The organism is Brevibacterium album DSM 18261 (assembly GCF_000426445.1).
In the GTDB taxonomy this organism is placed as follows: Bacteria; Actinomycetota; Actinomycetes; order Actinomycetales; family Brevibacteriaceae; genus Brevibacterium; species Brevibacterium album.
This window is the reverse complement of the sequence record NZ_AUFJ01000014.1, coordinates 81,143-97,073: the sequence shown is the minus strand read 5'-3', so window position 1 is coordinate 97,073 and position 15,931 is coordinate 81,143. Positions and strand designations below refer to the sequence as shown.

14 protein-coding genes are annotated in these 15,931 nt (G+C 72.5%); 9 read left to right on the top strand and 5 right to left on the bottom strand.

All coding sequences use genetic code 11. The annotated features are described in order from the left end of the window. From K318_RS23790 to K318_RS0111690, 3 genes are all read left to right on the top strand, one after another. Positions 1-2,136, top strand: coding sequence for a sensor histidine kinase (locus K318_RS23790; protein WP_051297925.1), 2,136 nt, complete (start codon positions 1-3; stop codon positions 2,134-2,136). Between the two features lie 30 nt (positions 2,137-2,166). Next, a complete protein-coding gene (locus tag K318_RS0111695; RefSeq protein ID WP_051297924.1) occupies positions 2,167-2,844 on the top strand; it encodes a DedA family protein in 678 nt (225 codons plus the stop codon). 176 nt (positions 2,845-3,020) lie between these two features. Next, a complete protein-coding gene (locus K318_RS0111690) occupies positions 3,021-5,786 on the top strand; it encodes a DNA gyrase/topoisomerase IV subunit A (protein WP_029089615.1) in 2,766 nt (921 codons plus the stop codon). Between the two features lie 103 nt (positions 5,787-5,889). Here the strand turns inward: K318_RS0111690 and K318_RS0111685 are convergent, their stop codons facing one another. Next, positions 5,890-6,114 (bottom strand): hypothetical protein, encoded by a 225-nt coding sequence (locus tag K318_RS0111685; protein ID WP_029089614.1) that lies wholly within the window; start codon positions 6,112-6,114, stop codon positions 5,890-5,892. Between the two features lie 129 nt (positions 6,115-6,243). Here K318_RS0111685 and K318_RS0111680 point away from each other — a divergent pair, with 129 nt between their 5' ends. Next, positions 6,244-6,681 carry a MerR family transcriptional regulator gene (locus tag K318_RS0111680; protein ID WP_029089613.1) on the top strand — a complete coding sequence of 146 codons (438 nt, stop codon included), beginning with the start codon at positions 6,244-6,246 and terminating at the stop codon, positions 6,679-6,681. A 128-nt stretch (positions 6,682-6,809) separates the two neighbouring features. Here the strand turns inward: K318_RS0111680 and K318_RS21420 are convergent, their stop codons facing one another. After that, positions 6,810-7,463 (bottom strand): TetR/AcrR family transcriptional regulator, encoded by a 654-nt coding sequence (locus tag K318_RS21420; protein ID WP_084500113.1) that lies wholly within the window; start codon positions 7,461-7,463, stop codon positions 6,810-6,812. A 104-nt stretch (positions 7,464-7,567) separates the two neighbouring features. On the opposite strand from K318_RS21420, the gene K318_RS21415 reads away from it, so the two are divergent. Continuing rightward, positions 7,568-8,407, top strand: coding sequence for an SDR family NAD(P)-dependent oxidoreductase (locus K318_RS21415; protein ID WP_035281739.1), 840 nt, complete (start codon positions 7,568-7,570; stop codon positions 8,405-8,407). Between the two features lie 13 nt (positions 8,408-8,420). Next, the gene (locus K318_RS21410) at positions 8,421-9,362 is read left to right on the top strand and encodes an SDR family NAD(P)-dependent oxidoreductase (protein WP_035281737.1); all 942 of its coding nucleotides are present in this window, start codon (positions 8,421-8,423) and stop codon (positions 9,360-9,362) included. A gap of 36 nt (positions 9,363-9,398) precedes the next feature. On the opposite strand, the gene K318_RS21405 is transcribed toward K318_RS21410, so the two are convergent. After that, the gene (locus tag K318_RS21405; protein WP_156913969.1) at positions 9,399-9,872 is read right to left on the bottom strand and encodes a hypothetical protein; all 474 of its coding nucleotides are present in this window, start codon (positions 9,870-9,872) and stop codon (positions 9,399-9,401) included. A 220-nt stretch (positions 9,873-10,092) separates the two neighbouring features. Between K318_RS21405 and K318_RS0111650 the strand changes: the two genes are divergently transcribed. Continuing rightward, a complete protein-coding gene (locus K318_RS0111650) occupies positions 10,093-10,608 on the top strand; it encodes an OsmC family protein (protein WP_029089611.1) in 516 nt (171 codons plus the stop codon). 228 nt (positions 10,609-10,836) lie between these two features. Here the strand turns inward: K318_RS0111650 and K318_RS23785 are convergent, their stop codons facing one another. Then, positions 10,837-12,657 carry an adenylate/guanylate cyclase domain-containing protein gene (locus K318_RS23785; protein WP_051297921.1) on the bottom strand — a complete coding sequence of 607 codons (1,821 nt, stop codon included), beginning with the start codon at positions 12,655-12,657 and terminating at the stop codon, positions 10,837-10,839. After that, positions 12,654-13,577 carry a biotin--[acetyl-CoA-carboxylase] ligase gene (locus K318_RS21395; protein WP_156913967.1) on the bottom strand — a complete coding sequence of 308 codons (924 nt, stop codon included), beginning with the start codon at positions 13,575-13,577 and terminating at the stop codon, positions 12,654-12,656. The genes K318_RS23785 and K318_RS21395 overlap by 4 nt, the downstream gene beginning before the upstream one ends. Before the next feature lie 99 nt (positions 13,578-13,676). On the opposite strand from K318_RS21395, the gene K318_RS0111635 reads away from it, so the two are divergent. Both K318_RS0111635 and K318_RS21390 read left to right on the top strand, forming a co-directional pair. Beyond that, positions 13,677-15,284, top strand: a complete 1,608-nt coding sequence (locus tag K318_RS0111635; protein WP_029089610.1) for an acyl-CoA carboxylase subunit beta — start codon at positions 13,677-13,679, stop codon at positions 15,282-15,284. Further along, positions 15,281-15,640, top strand: a complete 360-nt coding sequence (locus K318_RS21390; RefSeq protein WP_156913965.1) for a hypothetical protein — start codon at positions 15,281-15,283, stop codon at positions 15,638-15,640. The genes K318_RS0111635 and K318_RS21390 overlap by 4 nt, the downstream gene beginning before the upstream one ends. Positions 15,641-15,931 lie beyond the last annotated feature (291 nt).

Here is a 15,931-nt window from a genome sequence, read left to right as displayed (position 1 = left end):
ATGGTGAACCGCACGCACCCGGCCGCACCACACGACCGGAATCTCTCACGGCCCGGACCGGTGGGCACGCTCCGTCCCGGCCGCCATCCGATCTGGAGCCTCCGCGAGCTCGGCCGCGACTGTGCGTACGTGCTCGCCGGCTTCCCCCTCTCCCTGTTCGCGTTCGCCCTGCTGATCCCGCTGTTCGCGATGTCCGTGGGCACTGCGGTGATCTGGGTGGGAGTCCTCCTGCTGCCGGTCACCCTCATGCTCGCCTCGGGCTTCGCCGCGCTCTCCCGCGTCCGGCTCCGAGCCTGGGGACTGCCGCTCGCCCCCGCACAGCATCCCGTGCGGCCCAGCAGTGTCATGGGCCTCGTCCGCCGCATCGGGGAGCCCCGCCGCTGGCTCGACCTCGTGTTCGAGACCCTTGTGGCCTTCCCGCTGCGCACCGTGACCTTCGCCGTGGGCGTCGCGTGGCTCACAGGTGCCCTCGCAGGAGTCACCTTCCCCCTGTGGGGAATCTTCGTCCCCCGCAGCGACGGGACCCTGCCGGGCCTCATCCTCGACGCCCTCACCGACGGCGCGGCACCGGCCTCCCTCACCCGCTCCTATCTGCTGGACGCCGCCTTCAACTTCAGCGCGGGCGTGATCCTCCTCGCTACCCTGGCCCCGGTCATGCGCGGCCTGGCGTGCGCGGACGCCGCGATCACGCGTGCGGCACTGGGCGCCCTGCCCGACGAGCTCCTCGCCGCTGGGATGCCCACCACCCCTCAGACCCCAGGCGTCCCGCATGACCCCGCCGGCCCGCGGACCGCCCACCCCGGTCCGGCCGTGCTCAGCGCCGGCCCCGTCTCTCCGGAGTCTCGTCCCTCGCCCTCTTCTCACCCCCAGCCCTGCCCGCAGGCACCGACCTCCGCGCCCACATCCGCCCCCGGCGTGCTCAGCCGCAGCATCTCCGCGCGCGGCTGGGCGTGGCTCGGCGCAGGCTTCGCCGCGGCCGTCCTGCTGGCCGTGAACTGGCCCGTGACCGCCGCCGCCTACGGTGTGCCCGCCGTCTTCGCGATGCTCACCGCCGCAGGCCACAGCACGGGCCTGGCCCTCGCGGCGGCCCGCCCGTACGCGGCGGTCGTGCTCACCGCCGCCTCGGCCGCGGCGACCGCCCTGCTCACCGCCCACACCACCGGCCTGCCCTGGCCGTGGCCCGTGCCCGGCCTGCTCGCCGCCGCCGGAACCGTGCTCGTCCTCGCGCTCACCGGCCCGTGGCACAGGGCGCTCACCGGCTGGATCCTGTCCCAGGCCGCCGTGCTCGCCGCCCTCGCACTCGCAGCGCTCGTCAGCGGTTCCCCCTTCTCCCCCGGACTCACTCCCGGCGCGCTCTCCAGCCTCGTCACCGCCGCCTCGGTCACGGCTGCGGCCGGCCTGCTGGGCGCAGGCGTGCGCGCTCTGGCCGAGAGCCGCGGAGCACTCGCCGCCGAACGCCGCACGAGCGCAGACCTCACCGCCAAGCAGCGGGAGCTCGCCGAACGCAACCGCATCGCCCAGGAGCTCCACGACGTCGTCGCCCACAGCATGTCCGTCATCAGCGTGCAGGCCACCACCGCCCCCTACCGGCTGCAGGGCACGGGCCCCGAGGAGCAGGCGGAGTTCGCCTCCATCGCGGACTCCTCCCGGCGCGCGCTCACGGAGATGAGAGGGCTGCTGGCCCTCCTCCGAGCCACGGACGCCGAGGCTCCGCTCGCGCCCCAGCCCGGCCTCGCGGACGTGCCCGCCCTCGTGGAGGCGACCCGCGCCTCGGGCACGGAGATCACCCTGAGCGCGGGAGCCGGGGGCACCACGGACCCCGGCGGTCTCGCAGCCCCCGCGGCCACGGGACTCACCGCCTACCGGATCGTGCAGGAGGCGCTGTCCAATGCCGTGCGCCACGCCCCGGGCGCGCCCGTCTCCGTCACCCTCGCAGCGGATCCGGAGAGCGTCACCGTCGATGTGGTCAACGGCTCCGGCGCCCCGGATGCGGAGAGGCGCCTGACCGCGGCGCCCGGTGCCGGCCTCGGCCTGCGAGGAATCCGAGAGAGGGCCCAGGCTCTGGGCGGTATCGTGGAGGCGGGCCCTGCTCCGGACGGCGGCTTCCGGGTCCATGCGGTTCTGCCGCTGGGCTGACGCGGCGCCGAACTGAGGGGGGGTATCCGGATGGAGCTGCTGAGCGGTCTGGCCGAGCTGCTCTCGCACATCGAGGGCTATGTGGTGGACCTCGGCGCCTCGCCCTGGCTGCTCCTGGCCGTCGCCGTCCTCTCCTGCATCGACGGCTTCTTCCCTCCTGTGCCGAGCGAGTCCATCGTCATCGCAGGCGCCTCACTCGCCGTCACTGGCGATGCCGCCTGGTACTTCCTCCCCGCGCTCGCGCTCGCCGCCGCGGCGGGCGCGTTCTGCGGGGACCTCATCGCCTACCGGATCGGCGCCCGTGTGCCGGTCGAGCGGCTGCCGGGATTCCGCGGCCGGCGCGGGCGCATCGTCCTCGAACGGACCCGGCTGGCGCTGCGCCGCAACGGGACCACCTTCGTCATGGCAGGCCGGTTCATCCCCGTCGGCAGGGTCGCGGTCAACCTCACCGCGGGTGCCGTGGGCTTCCCCTTCGCCCGCTTCCGCATCGTGGCGGCGGCCGCCTCGCTGCTGTGGGGATGCCTCTCCGTGGCGCTCGGCCTGGCCGCCGGTCACGTCCTGGGGCACTCGCCGCTGCTCGCGATGGTCGTCGGCATCGTCGTGGGCGCGCTCGCGGGCTTCGGGGTGGACCGGCTCATCAGCGCGGTGGGCGGCCGGCTCTCGCGCATGCGCACCCACGTGCCGGGAGACCACCTGCCGCTGGACTGAGCTCCGCCTCGGCGGGCGCCAGTTCGAGGCGGAAACCGTACACGCGGGCGGCGGTCCCGCCCCACGTCCGTCCCAGCCGCTACGATGTCCCTGCACATGGGACGACCGGTGCGTGAGGCCGGCGCTCGCCGGCCCGTCGCGGCCGGAGAAGACCACAGGGAGCTGAAGCAGACATCATGGCAGGCGGCACCGCGGGGCACGACGCGCCGGGAAGCATCGAGGACATCGACGTCTCGCAGGAGATGGAGACCTCCTTCCTCGAGTACGCGTACTCCGTCATCTACTCCCGCGCCCTGCCGGACGCCCGTGACGGCCTCAAGCCCGTGCAGCGGCGCATCGTCTACCAGATGGGCGAGATGGGCCTGCGGCCGGACCGCGGCTTCGTGAAGTCCTCGCGCATCGTCGGCGATGTCATGGGCAAGCTGCACCCGCACGGCGACACCGCCATCTACGACGCCCTCGTGCGCCTGGCCCAGCCGTTCACCATGCGCCTGCCGCTCGTCGACGGCCACGGCAACTTCGGCAGCCTCGACGACGGCCCCGCCGCCCCCAGGTACACGGAGGCGCGCCTCCACTCCGCCGCTATGGCGATGATCGCGGGGCTCGACGAGGACGTCGTGAGCTTCGTGCCCAATTACGACGGCACCATCACGCAGCCGGAGGTGCTGCCGGCGGCGTTCCCCAATCTGCTGGTCAACGGCGCCTCGGGGATCGCGGTGGGCATGGCGACGAACATGGCCCCGCACAATGCGGGCGAGGTCATCGCCGCCGCCCAGCACCTCATCCGCCATCCGGATGCCACGCTGGACGAGCTCATGCGCTTCGTCCCGGGCCCGGATCTGCCCTCCGGCGGCCGGATCATCGGCCTCGACGGCGTGCGCGAGGCCTATGAGACCGGCCGCGGCACCTTCCGCACCCGTGCGAGCGTGAGATTCGAGAACCTCACCTCCCGGCGCAAGGGCATCGTCGTCACCGAGCTGCCGTATCTCGTGGGCCCGGAGAAGATCATCGAGCGGGTCAAGGACCAGGTGCAGGCCAAGCGCCTCACCGGGATCGCCTCGATCGACGACTTCTCCGACCGCAAGAAGGGCATGCGGCTGGTCATCGGGATCAAGACGGGCTTCGATCCCAAGGCGGTGCTCGAGGAGCTCTACCGCCTCACGCCCATGGAGGACAGCTTCGGCATCAACAACGTGTGCCTCGTGGACGGCCAGCCGCGCACCCTCGGCCTGCGCGAGCTCCTCCAGGTGTACGTGGACCACCGGATCGACGTGGTCCGCCGCCGGACGGCGTTCCGGCTGGGGAAGGCGAAGGACCGCCTCCACCTCGTCGAGGGACTGCTCATCGCGATCCTCGACATCGACGAGGTCATCCAGCTCATCCGCTCCTCCGATGACGCCGCGACCGCGCGCGGGCGCCTCATGGAGGTCTTCGACCTCTCCGAGGTGCAGGCCACCTACATCCTCGACCTGCAGCTGCGCAGGCTCACGCGCTTCTCCCGCCTCGAGCTGGAGGCGGAGAGGGACGAGCTGCGCGCGCTCATCGAGCAGCTCGAGCGCCTGCTCGCGGACGAGGGGGAGCTGCGCGAGCTGGTGGCTCGGGAGCTGGGCGAGATCGCCGAGCAGATCGCCGATCCCCGGCGGACGGTCCTCGTCGAGGGCTCGCTCAAGGAGCTCTCCGCGAAGGGCCGCAAGAAGGCTGCCGCCCCGCTCACGGTGGCCGACGACCCCTGCTGGGTGCTGCTGTCCACCTCGGGCCGGATCGCCCGCACCGCCAACAGGGAACCGCTGCCCGTGGGCGGGCGCAGGGCGAGCCACGATGCGCTCATCTCGCAGGTGCCCGCCACGGCGCAGGGCCGGATCGCCGCACTCACCTCCCTGGGCCGGCTCGTCCTGCTCGACGTCGTGGTGCTGCCGCAGCTGCCGGAGACGGCGACGCGGCCGACCCTCGCCGGCGGCGTGCCCGCCAAGGAGCTCGTGGAGCTGGGCCGGGGCGAGACGGTGCTCGCGCTCGTGGATCCGGACCGCGATGTCTTCCTCGCGACGGCCGCCGGCGTGGTCAAGCGGGCCGCCGGCGCGGGGGCTCCCAGCAGCCGCACGGACTGGGAGGCGATCACGCTCAAGGGCGGCGACACCGTGGTGGGCGCCGCACAGGCCGCGCCCGGCACGGACGCGGACGCGTGCGAGATCGTCCTGCTCACCTCCAGCGCCCAGCTGCTGCGCTTCTCCGCCTCCGTGCTCCGCGCGCAGGGCTGGGCCGCGGGCGGGGTGGCCGGGATCAAGCTCGCCGCCGAGGCACGGGTCATCGCCTTCTCCCTGCTGGGGCCCGGCGACGATGCGCGGGTCGTGACGATCGCCCGCGGCGAGAACTTCTACGGCGATCCGGTCTCCTCGATCAAGGTCTCCGATTTCGCGGAGTTCCCGGCGAAGGGCCGCGCGACCGGCGGCGTGCGCGCACACCGCTTCCTCACGGGCGAGACGGAGCTGGCGCTCGGCTTCGTGGGGCGTTCGCCGCTCGCGGCGGCCGCGGGCGGCGGAGCGCGGAACCTGCCCGAGGCGCTCTCCCGCCGCGACGGCTCAGGCGCCCCGCTCGAGGCGAAGATCGACGCCGTGGGAACGGTGCCCTTCGAGGCGCCGGGCGGTGCGGCGGCCTCGGGGGCGGCGGGCGGCAGCAGCTCGGGTGCTGGGGTGCCGGGGACAGACGGTTCGGCGGCAGGCAGGCCCGGTGTCGCCGCCGATTCCGGGGCCGCTCCCGCGGCCGGTGCGGCGGGGGCCCCTGTGGGCGCCGTCCCGGGGATGGCCTCGGGCACGTTGCCCGACCTGGAGACCGAGGACGACTCCCTCGCCGCGCGCAGGGAGGAGATCGCGCGGTCCCGCACGGACGATGCGGACGCCGTCATCGTCTCCCATGACGAGGACGGAGAGGACGGCTCGCTGTTCTGAGCCCGGGATTCCCGTGCCTGCCTCAGCGGTCGGCGCCGGGTGCAAGAGCAGACCGATGCCCGGGACGGCACGGCGGCATCCCCACGAGCGGCACTCCCGCCGATCAGCGGCCATCGCGATGGTCGGCGACTAGTTCGTCGGTCACCCTGTGCTCAGGGTTTCCGACGAGCACCGGGAACCCTGAGCCGGACTGCTCCGGACCGGGCAACGGTGTCAGGGCGACCAGCGCGATATCCGGCAGAGCCCGCCCCAGCGAGACCCGCTCGACGGCCGCTTTCGCCCGGGCGGCACTGAGGACCACCGGGTCGATGTCCAGCGTTATTCGCATAGCTGCACCATAGCCTCACACCCTCACCGCATCATGATGCCGCATGTGCGGCTCAGCGCGAGCGCACACCAGGGATCCTGAGCGAGACCGCCTTGAGCTGGAGTGCGCTCCAGGAGCTAGCCTCGGACCATGAGCGGGGAGACGGATGTGGGCATCGCGGAGATGGCGGAGCTCTCGGGACTGAGCCCGGACACGCTGCGCTGGTACGAGAAGGAGGGCATCCTGCCGCGGGTGAACCGGGACGCGACGGGACGCCGCAGCTACGGCCCGCGCGAGCGCGATCTCGTCCTGCTGCTCACCGCACTGCGCGCCACCGGCATGCCGACGGCGGCGATGAAGAGCTTCGTGGCACTGCTGGACGAGGGCGCGGCGAGCCACGGCCGAAGGATCACCCTCCTGGAGGAGACCCGCGAGATGCTCGCGCAGCGACGCAGGAGCCTCGCCGCCGCCGAGGCCGCCCTCGAGGCCAAGATCGGCCACTACCGGGAGCTCATCGCCGCCGGGCTGGACTGCGAGGGCGCCCCCGTACCGGCGACCGTGCGCGAGCTCCAGACCGCACGCGGCTGAGGGCCGACGCACTGACCCAGCCCCAGCGCGCCGACCAGCGGCCAGCCCTGCCGCCCTCCCCGCTGCGCGAGGCGCACACCGCACCCGCCCCCAGCCGGCGGTGGGCCCGCCGCTCCGGTTCCGGACCCTCATCCGTCCTGCGGTGCAAGGATGTGGGCGAGCGCCCGGACATCGCCATCGGTGAGAACGTGCGCCCCTGCGGCCGCAGCCCCCGGGCTGCCCTCGCCCTCTGAACCTGAGCCGGCCCCGCCCTCCATGCCGCCCGCGAGGATCGCCCCGAAGACCAGCCGGGCGGCGAGGCCCGCATCGACCGGACTGTGAGGCTCACCGCGGCTCGCCGCCCGCGCGAACATCTCCGCGAAGCGCACTTGCATCGGCTCCAGGAGACCTGTTCGCAGGACGTCCGCGAGCTCCGGATCGTGCGCGGACTCCCCCGCGAGGATGAGCACCACCTGGGCCAGCTGCCCGGACAGCACCCGCTGCTTGCCCTTGAGCAGCGCGCGCACATCACCGGACAGACTGCCGGTGTCCGCCTCGGCGTCCTCGTCCTCCGCGATCTGCCGCGCCGCGGCCAGCAGCAGCTCCCGCTTGGAGTCCCACCGCCGGTAGAGGGTGGCCGTGGAGACGCCCGCGCTCCGCGCCACCGCGGCCGTCGTGAGACGCGAGTACCCGCCCTCGGCGAGGACGTCCAGGACCGCGCGGAGGATCGCGGGCCCGAGGCCGGCATCCACCGGGCGCCCCGGCGCTCGCCCGGGGTCTCCCTCACCTTCGCCAGCAGCCATGCCTCCGACTCTAGGCCAGTCGCCCGGACCACAAGGATACGAAACTGACCAGTTTCCTATTGTGGTAGCCTCGGCCTCACAGACCGCAGTGCAGAGGAGCCGCCGTGCGCACCATCGTCATCACAGGAGCCAGTGACGGGATCGGTGCCGCAGCCGCCGCCCAGCTGGCGCACGAGGACACCCGGCTGGTGCTCGTCGGGCGGTCCCCCGCCAAGACCCGTGCCGTCGCCGCACGCGTGGGCGCAGAGCACCACGCGGTGGATTTCGAACGGCTCGATGAAGTGCGGGACCTCGCCGCCGCCCTGCGCGGGGAGTGCGCGCGGATCGATGTGCTCGCCGACAACGCCGGAGGCATGTTCTCCGGTCCGGCCCTCACGACGGACGGCGTCGAGAAGACCTTCCAGGTCAATCATCTTGCGCCCTACCTGCTGACCGCCCTGCTCGTCGACCGGCTCATCGGCAGCCGTGCCGCAGTCGTGAACACCGCAAGCGTGGGCGCGCGCCTCTTCGGCCGGATCGACCTGGACGATATCGACAGCCGGGACCGCTTCCACCCCAACCGGGCGTACGGCAACGCGAAGCTCGCGAACATCCTCTTCACCCGCGGTCTGCACGCGCGCTTCCGCTCGCGCGGTCTCACCGCCGTCGCCTTCCACCCGGGCATGATCGCGACCAATTTCGCCTCCGACACCAGCAGCGGCCTTCGGCGCGTCTATCACGGCGCGCTCCAGCGCTTCCTCACCCCGCCGGAGCGCGGCGGGGCCGTCCTCGCGCACTTCGTCACCGGCCGTCCGGACCGTGACTGGGCCCCGGGCGAGTTCCACGGCGCACACGGGCGGATCAGCAGAACGCACAGCCAGGCCTACGATCCCCTCATGGCGGAGCGGCACTGGGAGCAGAGCGCGCGGATGCTCGGCCTCGAACCCGCCTGGGGCCTCGCATGAGGCGTGACGCCGCATGAGCCGGACAGCACACCGGACCGTCGTCATGACCGGTGCGACCCGAGGCATCGGACGGCACGCGGCCGCCCGTCTCCTCGCGGAGGCACCCCGACTGCACCTCGTCGTCCTGGCACGGGGGACTTCCGGCGAGGCGCTCGCGGAATCGCTGTCCCGGCACCGCGACAGGCTCACGGTGCTCGAGGCCGACCTGCTCTCACTGGACAGCGTCCGCGCCGCCGCGGACCGCACGGCGCACATGCTCACCGCCGGCTCCCTGCCCCCGCTCCGCGGCCTCCTGCTCAACGGCGGAGTCCAGCACACCAGCAGCATGGTCGAGAGCGCGGACGGACTCGAGGCGACCTTCGCCGTCAACGTCCTCGCCCCGCACCTCCTCATCAGACGCCTGGGGGACCATATGCCGGAACCGGCGCGGATCGTGCTCACCGTGAGCGACACGCACTTCGGGGACCTGCGCCACAATCTGGGCCTCGTGCCCGGACCGCAGTGGATGGCTCCCGAGGCGCTGGCACGGCCCGGCGCGTTCTCCTCACCCGCCGGCGTCACCGCGGGGCGCACCGCCTATTCCACCAGCAAGCTCGCAGCGGTCCACCTCATCCACGAGCACGCCCGCAGGCTGCCGCCCGGCATCGTCATCGCAGGCTTCAACCCGGGGCTCGTGCCCGCCACCGGCATCGCACGCAGCGCCGACGCCCTCTCACGGTTCGCGATGCGCTGGGTGCTGCCGATGCTCGCCCTCACGCCCCTCGCAGCCATGCCGCGCACGGCCGGTCGCCAGCTCGCGCGGATGCTGCTGGACGAGACGCCTCCTCCCGACGGCGGCTATGTGAGCCGCGAGCGGGTGGTCGCCTCCTCGGCCGAGTCCTACGATCCCGCACGGGAGCGGGAGCTGTGGGACCTCGCGGAGCGCCTCACCGCGCCCTCCGCTCCCCCGGCTTGAACACCCGGGAGACGGAGCTGCGCCCCGGCTGCAGCGTCATCGGGACTCATCGGCGGTCCAGCTCGCGACCATCACCTCATAGGGCCCCGCGCTCATCGACGGGCCCTCCGGGGGCGCGAGGGCCAGAGCGGATTCGGGGACCACATTGCTCATCGTCATGGCCGCCCGTCCCGGTTCCAGCACCAGCTCGATCCGCCAGCCCCACTCCTCCGCATAGGTGCCCTCCACCGCGATCCGGGACTGCGAGCGCTCGCCGGTCAGCGACATCAGGCCCGGCTGCTGGTGCCAGGTGTCGAACAGCACGGCCTCCGCTGCACCGGCCTCCCCGGCACCGCCGATCAGCAGGACGCCCTGCTGCGGTCCGTCCGTCGGATGCGTCCACGAGTAGTGCACGCTCGTCCCGCCGCCCACCTCCGTGATCACGGCCGAGGAGGGCCCTTCCGCGAGCGGGTCCAGCGGCATCAGGCGGAATGCGCAGGTGCCGGCATAGGTCTGTCCTCCGAGATCCATGTCGTCATGCTTCCACACCGGGTCCCGCACCTCAACGGCTCCGGAGGTCCGCGAACGGGTGGTCGCCTCCCCTGCCGAGTCCTACGACCCGGATCGGGCACGGGAGCTGCGGAACCTCGCGGAGCGCCTCACTGCTCCCTCACCTTCCCCGCCTCCTCACTGTGTCCCTCGATGACATCGGCACGGATCGGCAGAGCGGCGGCATGTGACAATCGCGCACATGGATCGCACTGAACTCCGCGCACTGCAGGCCCCGCTCCGCGAGCGCTACACCGAGAACCCCGAGTCCGCCCTCACCCCCATCTCCGCAGACGGCGACTGGCGCGATGCCGGGATTACCGCGACCGTGGACACGTGGTCCGGGCCCACCCGCGCGGGCCTGCACTCCGCGACCGGCGGCGACGGCCAGGATGCCTGTTCCGGCGACATGCTCGTGGAAGCCCTGCTCGGCTGCGCCGGAGTGACCCTCCGCAGCGTCGCGACCGCCATGAACCTCGACGTCCGCAGCGCACGGCTGAGCGCACGGAGCACCTTCGACGCCCGGGGCACCCTGGGCATGGACCCGGACGTGCCCGTGGGCATCGGTCCGGTCGAGCTCATCGCGGAGGTGGACTGCGACGCCGATGACGCAAAGCTCGAGCGCCTCGCCGCGACGACGGAGCGCTACTGCGTCGTGGGTCAGAGCCTGCGCGAGACGCCGCGCGTCATCGTCCGCCGCGCTGGCTCCGCGGGCTGAGGCACCTCCGCCTCTTCTGGCGGGCGCCTGTCGCTCCGCCAGCCGGATGGCCGGCCCGGCGTATGCACTCGCGGCGCTCCCCGGCGCCCATACACGCAGAAGGCACATACGCGCAGAGACGAATTCCTGCGCGTATGTGCCTTCTGCGTACGGAAGCCGTTCATGGTGCAGGGAGCACATACGCAGAGCGTCGACATGAGCGGCGGCGCGGGCGCAGCAGGCCGCTTCTCAGTCGATGATGTCCTCCGTCGCGATGGTGCCCGCGGAGAGGCGGTGCATCTCGACCACGCCCACATCGCCGAGGCCCTGCAGCGGCAGATCGCGCCGACCGGTGAACTCGAAGGACCGGTCCCGCTCGATGATCCGCGCGGTGTCCGTGTCGGTGACGACGGTGCCGGGATCGGCCACGGCCGTCAGCCGCGCGGCGAGGTTCACCGTCGTCCCGAAGATGTCGCCCATCCGCGAGAGCACCCGGCCCCAGGAGAAGCCCACCCGGCACTGCGGCAGCGAGTCGTCGGCCTTCACCTGCTCCAGCAGGGTCATGGCGATCTCCGCGCCGGCCTGCGGCGTCTCCGTGGAGAAGAAGACCTCATCGCCCACGGTCTTGATGACGCGCCCGCCCCCGGCCGCGACGATGTTGTAGGCGAGGAACTGGAAGTGCTTCACGAGCCTGCTCAGCTCGCGCGAGTCGAGCTGCTGCGAGAGCCGGGTGTAGGACACGAGGTCGATGAAGCCGATCGCCCGGGCCAGCGGCATCGTCGCGTCCTGCCCGCGCTCGACCCCGCCGATCTCCAGCGAGTCCTCCACATTCACGTTGAGCCGGCTCAGCACTCCCGCGAGATTGCGTCGCCAGGCGTAGACCATGAGCCCCTCGAGCGGGTCGATGAGCTCGGCGAACACATCGAGCACGGCACGGCGGGCCTCGGAGTCGCTCAGCCCCTTCTCCTCCGTGAGGTACTCGACCATCGCCTCCATCTGCCACACGACGAGGCGGTCGGTCATCTGCCCCACCCCGCGGGCGAACTGCATCGCCGTCTCCTCGTCCACCCTGCCCGAGGAGACGAGATCGGCGACGCTGCGCACCGCCTCGGCGTCCTTGACCGTGTAGGCCACCTCCCGCTCGGGGATGAGGGGCTGCCCCAGCGCACGCCACAGCTTCCGCGCCGAGAGCGTCGAGACCTCCGCGAGCTGCGCGACCTCCTTGCGGGTGAGCACGCGCTTGCCGCCGATGAGCAGCTCCTCGAGGCGCTGTGCCGCGCTGCGGAGCTCGTAGACGGTGTCCGCGACCTCATCGGCCTCGCGGGCGGCGGCCTCCTCGTAGAGGTCCGCCCCGCCGTCCCCCCTCACGGACCAGCTGCTGGGCTCGTGGCTCACCGGCTCCGGCTCGTCGTCCGCCTCGGAAGGCGCCGCATCGGAGGCCTGTCCGGTCGGGTCGCCCTCACCGTCCTGGGACGAGGCAGCGCCGCCGCCGGGCGAGACAGGGCTGCTCGCGGACGAGGCAGTGTCCGGTCGTGACGAGACAGCGTCGGCCCCGGTCGCACGGACCGCGGCGTCCCCGGATGCGGCCCCACCGGTCTCAGCAGGCCCAGACGCAGCCGGTGCAGTCCCCGCAGGCGCAGTCTCAGCAGGGGCATCCGCACCAGCAGCGGGCGAGCCCTCGGAACGGATGCCGGGGCCCACCGCCTGAGCGGGCATCTCCCGAGCGCCGGTCTCCCGAGCACGCTCATAGGCCGCAGGGGCCCCGTCCGGCACATATGCGGAGGCATTCGCGGCTTGACCCCCGCCCTCGTCCGCGGCATCCGCACCGCTCGCGGCCGCGTCCGCGCTCCTACCTCTGGAGCCGTCAAAGCCCCTGGAGCCGTCAAAGCCGTCAGAGTCACCAGAGCCCTCAGCGCTCCCCCGCTCCTCGGACTCCGGCTCCGGCACGACCGGCAGGACCTGTGTACGAGGCTTCCATGCCTCGGGGTCGGCGGCGTCGGCCCAGCGCACCGAACCCGTCCAGGTGGGGACCTCGCCGGTCAGCGCATCGTCGTTCCGCGCACCGCTCATGCCGGCCTCACGTGCACCACATCCCCCGCGGACACGCGCACGAGGCCAGCCTGTCCTGCAGCATCGGCCTGCCCCGCAGGGACGGCACCGCCGTCGACGGCGGGAGCACCGGCGCCCGACCCGCCGGCAGACGCCTCGGCGTCCCGGCGGACCAGGAGATTGGCCTCGGCGTCGAGGCCGGCCGCCGTGCCCGTGAATGAGGTGTCCCCCGGCAGGTGGACCCGCACCCGGGAGCCCAGGGTGACCATGGCCTCGCGCACCTCCGCCGCGGCCCGGGTCGCGGAGAACCCCGGACCCGCGTCGAGCACCTCGCGGATGAGCCCCGGCAGCCGCAGCATGATCGCGGCCAGCAGGGCCTCCCGGTCCGGCCTCCCGCCCTCGAGCAGGATCGACGTCGCGGTCCCCACCGGCAGCTCCTCCTCCGTGAGCGACACGTTCGTGCCGATGCCCACGACCACGGTGCGCCCGCCGTCGGGCAGGAGCACGAGGCGGGAGAGGATGCCGCACAGCTTGCGCCCCTCGGCCGAGAGCACGTCATTGGGCCATTTGATCCCGGCCTCGACGCCCAGGTCCGCGAGCGCACGGGTCACGGCGAGGCCGGTGACGACGGGGATCCACCCCAGGCAGGAGAGGTCGGTCCCGGCGGGAACCGCCACGGGGACGGAGAAGGTGAGCGCGGCCCGAGCCGGCACCGACCAGGTCCGTCCCAGCCGGCCCTGACCGCCCACCTGGTGGTCGGCGCCCACGACGGCGAAGTCCGGCACCCGCACGCCGGATTCGAGCAGCGCGGCGAGACGGGTGTTGGTCGAGTCCCGCTCTGCCGGCCACTCGTGGACCATGATGGGACCACTGCCTGCGCGACGCCCGGCCTCGTCCAGCCTGACCTGGGAGAATGCTGTACGGTACTGCTCTCTGTGCACCACATCACCGTAGTCCGTTTTGGCGGGGCACCACAATGCGGCGGGGGCCTTCCTGGAACACTCGTCACCGCGCACGCCGCGCACGTAGGGTGGGGAGCCATGAGTGAGCCCTCCGAATCGCCCCAGACGCCCTCCGTCCCGCGCACCACTGCCGAACGCATCGCCGCCTTCGAAGCACGTCGCGCCGCCGCGCACGCAGGCTCCGAGAGGTCGATCGCGAATCAGCGGAAGAAGGGCAAGCAGACCGCCCGCGAAAGGATCGCGCAGCTGCTCGACGAGGGCTCCTTCCAGGAGGTCGACGAGTTCGTCCGGCACCACAACACCCACTTCGGCATGCAGCGCAACCGTCCGGACGGGGACGGCGTGGTCTGCGGACTGGGCACCATCGAAGGACGCACCGTCGCCGTCTTCGCCCACGACTTCACCGTGCTGGGCGGCTCGCTCGCCGAGGCCAACGGCCGCAAGATCGTCAAGGTGCAGGAGCTCGCGCTCAAGCTCGGCTGCCCCATCATCGGCATCAACGATTCCGGCGGCGCGCGCATCCAGGAGGGCGTGGGCTCGATCGCCCTGTTCGCGGAGATCTTCCGCCTCAACGTCGCCTCCTCCGGCGTCATCCCGCAGATCTCCCTCATCATGGGCCCCTCAGCAGGCGGCGCGGTCTACTCGCCCGCACTCACCGACCTCACCGTCATGGTGGACGGCACCTCGCACATGTACATCACGGGGCCAGACGTCATCAAGACCGTCACAGGTGAGAACGTGGGCCACGAGGAGCTGGGCGGCGGCCGCACCAACAACTCCGTCTCCGGCAATGCGCACTACCTCGCCTCCAGCGAGGCCGATGCGCTCGACTACGTCCGCGACGTCCTCTCCTACCTCCCGCAGAACAGCCTCGACCCCGTGCCCGCCTTCGACGAGCCCGCGGACCTCGAGGAGTCCGAGGCCGACCGGGCGCTGGACGGCCTCGTGCCGGACTCGCCCTCCCAGCCCTACGACATCCTCGACGTCGTCGAGACCGTGCTGGACCCGGACACGCTGCTGCAGGTCGCGGAGCTCTTCGCACCCAATGTCATCACCGCGTTCGGGCGAGTCGAGGGCCGTGCTGTGGGCATCATCGCCAACCAGCCCATGCAGCTGGCCGGCACGCTCGACATCGACGCCTCGGAGAAGGCGGCCCGGTTCGTGCGGCTGTGCGACGCCTTCGGCCTGCCCATCCTCACGTTCGTGGACGTGCCCGGCTTCCTGCCCGGCACGGACCAGGAGTACGGCGGAATCATCCGCCGCGGGGCCAAGCTCATCTACGCCTACGGCGAGGCAACCGTCCCGCTCATCACCCTCATCACCCGCAAGGCCTACGGCGGCGCGTACTGCGTCATGGGCTCCAAGCAGCTGGGCGCGGACATCAACCTCGCCTGGCCCTCGGCTCAGATCGCGGTCATGGGCGCGCAGGGAGCGGCGAACATCGTCTACCGGCGCGACCTCAAGGCCGTCGAGGAGGCCGGCGGCGATGTCGAGGCCCGCCGCGCCGAGCTCATCCAGGAGTACGAGGACGAGCTGCTCAACCCGTACCTCGCCGCCGAGGAGGGCTACATCGACGCCGTCATCCGCCCCTCCGAGACCCGTGCGCGCATCATCCGCTCGCTCCGGGCGCTCGAGAACAAGCACGTGGATCAGCCCGCCCGCAAGCACGGGAACATCCCGCTGTGAGCGCGGGCGAGGAAAGGGGCCGGGTGCCGCGGGACCGCGGCGAGCAGGCATCGGCGCCCCGCCCGCTGTCGCCGGGCGATGAGCGGCGTCTGGCGCAGCAGGCGGCAGTGGCCGCACTCACCGCCGTGGGCAGGATCCGGGGCTCCGCCGCCGAGGCCGCGGCGGGCGGCCGCACAGGCGCGGGCAGTCGCGCGGGGGCCTCGGGCCAGGGTTACGGCGCCTCGGGTTCGGGTTCGGGTTACGGTGCCTCGGGCGCTGGGACCTCCGGTTCCGGCGGCACGGTCCGCCACGGCTTCGCGTCCCCCGCGCGCGCGATCCGCCGTCAGGTGCGCGGCACCTGGCGCTCCCGCACCTGACCACCCGCCCCGGGTCTCCCACATCTGGCCCCCCGCCTCCGCCCCCCGGGTCACCTACCTCTGGCCTCCCACCTCCGGCCGCCCCGGGTCCACGCGCTCGCGTCTCCGTTCCTGCTCGTGTCTCCGTTCCTGCTCGTGTCTCACTCCGCTTCGCTCATCCCGCCGCACATCGATGTGGACTGAGACACCAGTGCAGAGTGAGACACGAGTGCAGAGGTGGGGCAGCAGCGCGGCGCGAGGGGCCAGCGCAGAGTGAGACACGCGTGCACGCCCGCGGCGCCCGGGCCGCTC

Bases quoted from the DNA above. Each gene is read 5' to 3' on its own strand.
- K318_RS21420 (WP_084500113.1), bottom strand. From the start codon at position 7,463: ATGGCTGCTGGCGAAGGTGAGGGAGACCCCGGGCGAGCGCCGGGGCGC.
- K318_RS0111680 (WP_029089613.1), top strand. From the start codon at position 6,244: ATGAGCGGGGAGACGGATGTGGGCATCGCGGAGATGGCGGAGCTCTCG.
- K318_RS23790 (WP_051297925.1), top strand. From the start codon at position 1: ATGGTGAACCGCACGCACCCGGCCGCACCACACGACCGGAATCTCTCA.
- K318_RS0111690 (WP_029089615.1), top strand. From the start codon at position 3,021: ATGGCAGGCGGCACCGCGGGGCACGACGCGCCGGGAAGCATCGAGGAC.
- K318_RS21410 (WP_035281737.1), top strand. From the start codon at position 8,421: ATGAGCCGGACAGCACACCGGACCGTCGTCATGACCGGTGCGACCCGA.
- K318_RS0111635 (WP_029089610.1), top strand. From the start codon at position 13,677: ATGAGTGAGCCCTCCGAATCGCCCCAGACGCCCTCCGTCCCGCGCACC.
- K318_RS0111650 (WP_029089611.1), top strand. From the start codon at position 10,093: ATGGATCGCACTGAACTCCGCGCACTGCAGGCCCCGCTCCGCGAGCGC.
- K318_RS0111685 (WP_029089614.1), bottom strand. From the start codon at position 6,114: ATGCGAATAACGCTGGACATCGACCCGGTGGTCCTCAGTGCCGCCCGG.
- K318_RS23785 (WP_051297921.1), bottom strand. From the start codon at position 12,657: ATGAGCGGTGCGCGGAACGACGATGCGCTGACCGGCGAGGTCCCCACC.
- K318_RS21405 (WP_156913969.1), bottom strand. From the start codon at position 9,872: ATGGATCTCGGAGGACAGACCTATGCCGGCACCTGCGCATTCCGCCTG.
- K318_RS0111695 (WP_051297924.1), top strand. From the start codon at position 2,167: ATGGAGCTGCTGAGCGGTCTGGCCGAGCTGCTCTCGCACATCGAGGGC.